The sequence below is a fragment of the Peribacillus sp. NPDC058002 genome (assembly GCF_042886655.1).
In the GTDB taxonomy this organism is placed as follows: Bacteria; Bacillota; Bacilli; order Bacillales; family DSM-1321; genus Peribacillus; species Peribacillus aracenensis.
In genome coordinates this window covers 1-3453 of sequence record NZ_JBHVQU010000323.1, presented here as the reverse complement: position 1 = coordinate 3453, position 3453 = coordinate 1, and the positions used below count along the sequence as shown (strand labels likewise).

At 35.9% G+C, this 3453-nt stretch carries 5 protein-coding genes; 1 reads left to right on the top strand and 4 read right to left on the bottom strand.

What is annotated here, in order from left to right:
• Nucleotides 1-86: 86 nt before the first annotated feature.
• From ACFVSH_RS24360 to ACFVSH_RS24350, 3 genes are all read right to left on the bottom strand, one after another.
• Complete coding sequence (locus ACFVSH_RS24360) at nucleotides 87-485, bottom strand: hypothetical protein (RefSeq protein ID WP_387598805.1); 399 nt, start codon at nucleotides 483-485, stop codon at nucleotides 87-89.
• A 203-nt stretch (nucleotides 486-688) separates the two neighbouring features.
• On the bottom strand, nucleotides 689-820 hold the full coding sequence (locus ACFVSH_RS24355; RefSeq protein WP_387598808.1) for a DUF6254 family protein: 132 nt from the start codon (nucleotides 818-820) through the stop codon (nucleotides 689-691).
• 113 nt (nucleotides 821-933) lie between these two features.
• Nucleotides 934-1116 carry a hypothetical protein gene (locus ACFVSH_RS24350; protein ID WP_387708307.1) on the bottom strand — a complete coding sequence of 61 codons (183 nt, stop codon included), beginning with the start codon at nucleotides 1114-1116 and terminating at the stop codon, nucleotides 934-936.
• 618 nt (nucleotides 1117-1734) lie between these two features.
• Here ACFVSH_RS24350 and ACFVSH_RS24345 point away from each other — a divergent pair.
• Nucleotides 1735-2925, top strand: coding sequence for an MFS transporter (locus ACFVSH_RS24345; RefSeq protein WP_387708306.1), 1191 nt, complete (start codon nucleotides 1735-1737; stop codon nucleotides 2923-2925).
• A 201-nt stretch (nucleotides 2926-3126) separates the two neighbouring features.
• Here ACFVSH_RS24345 and ACFVSH_RS24340 read toward each other — a convergent pair.
• On the bottom strand, nucleotides 3127-3453 hold a 327-nt coding region (locus ACFVSH_RS24340; RefSeq protein WP_387708304.1), incomplete at its 5' end, for a DUF192 domain-containing protein.

The window sequence follows — 3453 nt, the reverse complement described above, 5'->3', positions numbered from 1 at the left end:
GGCCTTATTATGTCGCAAACACACTCGTTACTTGCTTAAGACCTATTGAAAGTTGACACAAACTATGTAATAAACAAGCACTATCCTTATGGTCTGTACCCGTAGCCAAACCCGAATAAAAAAGTAATAAATAAAAAAATGGCAGTTGATGGAATGAAGCTAACAACAATCAATCCTTTAGCTGTTTTGCTTTGTACACTTCTATACCATTTGTAATAAATAAAAAGGAGAATTACTGCCAAAGGCCAGAAATAATATCCAGCCATCGTGTCAACCCAGCCTGAATTTTTATCCCAATATGTATCTGGTACAGGGAGGATATTCTCATATTGTCTATCAATTTTGTTTTTAGTTTTTATAAAGATATAAGAAATTACAGAATAATAAGCTACTATTGTAGTTTTTATCCACCAAAATAAAAAACTATTGGTCATTACTATTAAAAAGATAATTGCCAGCATGATGAACAAACTTGTGTATTCCAAAACAAAATCACCTCTAAACCATTTTAACCAAAAAATATATCAATTACCATAAAATGTTTAATGTTGTCCACTACGAAGACATTATGCTTTTTCATAAAGATTACATTTTTAAAACGACAAGAAGGGGGTCCCCCCCAAGGAAGTGACCCCACTATTATGTTGGGCTCTGCGCCTTTGGGCTAGCCTCTGATTGTTAAGCCGTTTTACTTAGTTTCAGTTTCATTTTTGCCCATGCCTTCAGCTAATTGTTCAAATGATTTAACCTTACCATGTGGATTCTGCGATTGTTTACGATCTTTCCATTGGCGTTCTTCTTGTCGCTTAGATTGAGTCATCTAAATTGCCCCTTTACATAAAGTTCAGTAAACCGTTAGAAGCATGAAAAGCCTCCAGCCATTGACCCTGTGCAGTCTTCACTTATCTTGAGTCGGGGTCTGGCAAGTATTAATTAATGCATGCCTTTCCACTCACCTTGATTTTTAGATGCTTTTTCTTTTTTTGCTTTATTTTTATGTGCTTGATTAGCGTTTGCACTGCCAAATTCTTTAGAGAATTCAGAATCTGTTTTGCTTGAATTGTATCCTTGTTTGTTCTTTTGGTCTGCATCATTTTTCTTTGTCCGTTTTGCCATGGATACCCCTCCTTCTTATCTTTAGTATGAGATCAGAAAGAAGAAATATACCCCGAATTAATACCGATAGTAACATGAAACTTTCATGTAATTCGGGTAAAAAACAAAGTGAATAATAAGTTCCGGTTCGGTTATTTTATAGATTACATACCTAATTCCGTTTTTAAAAGGTGTTTGAAATTAGCTTAGTACCAGAATTTCTCGAATTGGATTTACCATTAATGACAATACACTTCACATTTATCATCCTTCCATCCTTGATGTTTAAAGTAAGTATTATGGACTTTAGCATCAAATCTTACATGGTCTCCTACCAAGGTATTTTTGACAGCTTTCCTCTTCTAATTATCCTTAACTTTCTTTTCCATCGTTCCCGTTTGAGTTTTTTACTTTTTTTCATTACCATCAAGATCTTATGATTTGTCTTATAATATTTTGTCCTATTACAAAACAGGTTACGGTAAAATAAGTGAATGATTCAGGTACAAGCCTTTTAGCAAGAAATAATAAACGATAACCAAGCAAGGGTTTTCCTCAAAGATATTTTTTATGATATGATAGTTAAATTGTTTATCTCCCCTGTGACACATTTACATTCATCTAAGAAAAGAGGTATTTATGCACGACACAGAATTATCCAAGCGACATTGGTTACTCATCTTAACACTTACTTTATTAACATTTGTTCTCGGGACAAGCGAATTTGTTATCATCGGTATCTTAACCGATATTTCCTCGAGTCTAAATATTACAAATGCAAAAGCAGGTACACTCGTTTCTGCGTTTGCCATTACCTTTGCCATTGCGACACCACTCGTGATGTCGGCAGCAAGCCATTTTCCAAAACGTAAATGGATGTTGTTTTTGATAGGTTCGTTCATTATCCTGAATGCTTTGTGCGTAATATCGGCGAACTTCATCATGCTGCTTGCTCTTCGGATGATGACAGCGATCGTAACAGGAGTTTTAATTTCACTTGCCATGATTGTAGCAAGTGAAACCATGCCAATCGCGAAACGTGGACTAGCTATATCATTCGTTTTCGGTGGTTTTACTCTTGCAAATGTAATTGGAGTACCAATAGGCACTGTGATCGCTGATTGGTACGACTGGAATGCGACCTTTCTTTTAACGACTTTTCTCGGTGGAATTGCGTTTTTGGCATCTTTCTTGATTTTGCCTACTATGCACAGTACATTTCGCAGTTCAATGCGTGAGCAATTTTCTTTGTTAACACACCCAAGAATCTTAATGGCTTTTTTCATTCCGTCTCTTGGATTTGGTGCAACGTATGCCGTTTATACGTATCTTGTTCCGATCCTGAAAGGAATGGAAGCACCAAGTAGTTCAATCAGTCTAATCTTGTTTGGCTACGGGTTTATTTCCATTTTCAGCAACATTCTTGCTGGTAAAATTGCCAGCCACAATGCTATCGGACGTCTCCGGTTTGTTTTTCTCGTTCAAGCGATTGTTCTAGTCAGTTTATATTGGACCACAAATAACTTAATCTTGGGATTGGTTAATATTAGCTTAATGTCATTAATGGCCATCCTTTTAACAACATCTACCCAGCTTTATTTGATAGATCTAGCTGGCATTTATCAACCAAAAGCTACAGGACTAGCTGCTTCACTGATGCCAGTAGCAAGCAATGTCGGTATAGCCGTTGGTTCTGCATTAGGCGGAGTTGTTTACCATCAGGGAAATTTGATGAATGTTACATTGGTAGGTGGGTTGGTTGCTATCTTTGCAAGTCTTCTAACTTTCCTAAGTCATCGCTTAGACCAAAAACAAAAAAAACTAGCATAAGAGAGAAGTTATCTGCGCCTTGGTATGCATCCTCTGGTACGTGCAAGGGCATAATAAACGAGAAGTGTTATTGTGGTTTTGACGCAAAGTGGCATCAAATTAATACAAAAAATCTTGATAGAGCATGTTTTGAAAAAAGATTGATCCAAAACATGCTCTTAACCGTATTCGATTGAATGATATTATTTTTAAAAATATGATTCAACCAAGCTTAACATAATCCCCTACTTTAATATGGTTCTTTTCAAACCATCCAAGATTCACTTCAATTGCATAATGATATACTATTTCTGGATCATAGGTAGGGCATATATACTCTTTACAAGGCTCCATATCAAGTATTTTTAGAATTTCCCCAGCTGGGTCAAGAAAAGCAATTGATAAAGGAATTAATGTGTTTTTCATCCAAAATCCACCATATACTTCTTCTGAAAACACAAATAACATCCCTTCATTTTCGGGTAATTTCCCAACAAACATTAAGCCCATTTCTCTTTTTCTTTGAGCCTGTCTCTTATACACAACAGA

Excerpts from the sequence above, each read along its gene's own strand:
- ACFVSH_RS24355 (WP_387598808.1), bottom strand. The coding sequence starts at position 820 with ATGACTCAATCTAAGCGACAAGAAGAACGCCAATGGAAAGATCGTAAA.
- ACFVSH_RS24350 (WP_387708307.1), bottom strand. The coding sequence starts at position 1,116 with ATGGCAAAACGGACAAAGAAAAATGATGCAGACCAAAAGAACAAACAA.
- ACFVSH_RS24345 (WP_387708306.1), top strand. The coding sequence starts at position 1,735 with ATGCACGACACAGAATTATCCAAGCGACATTGGTTACTCATCTTAACA.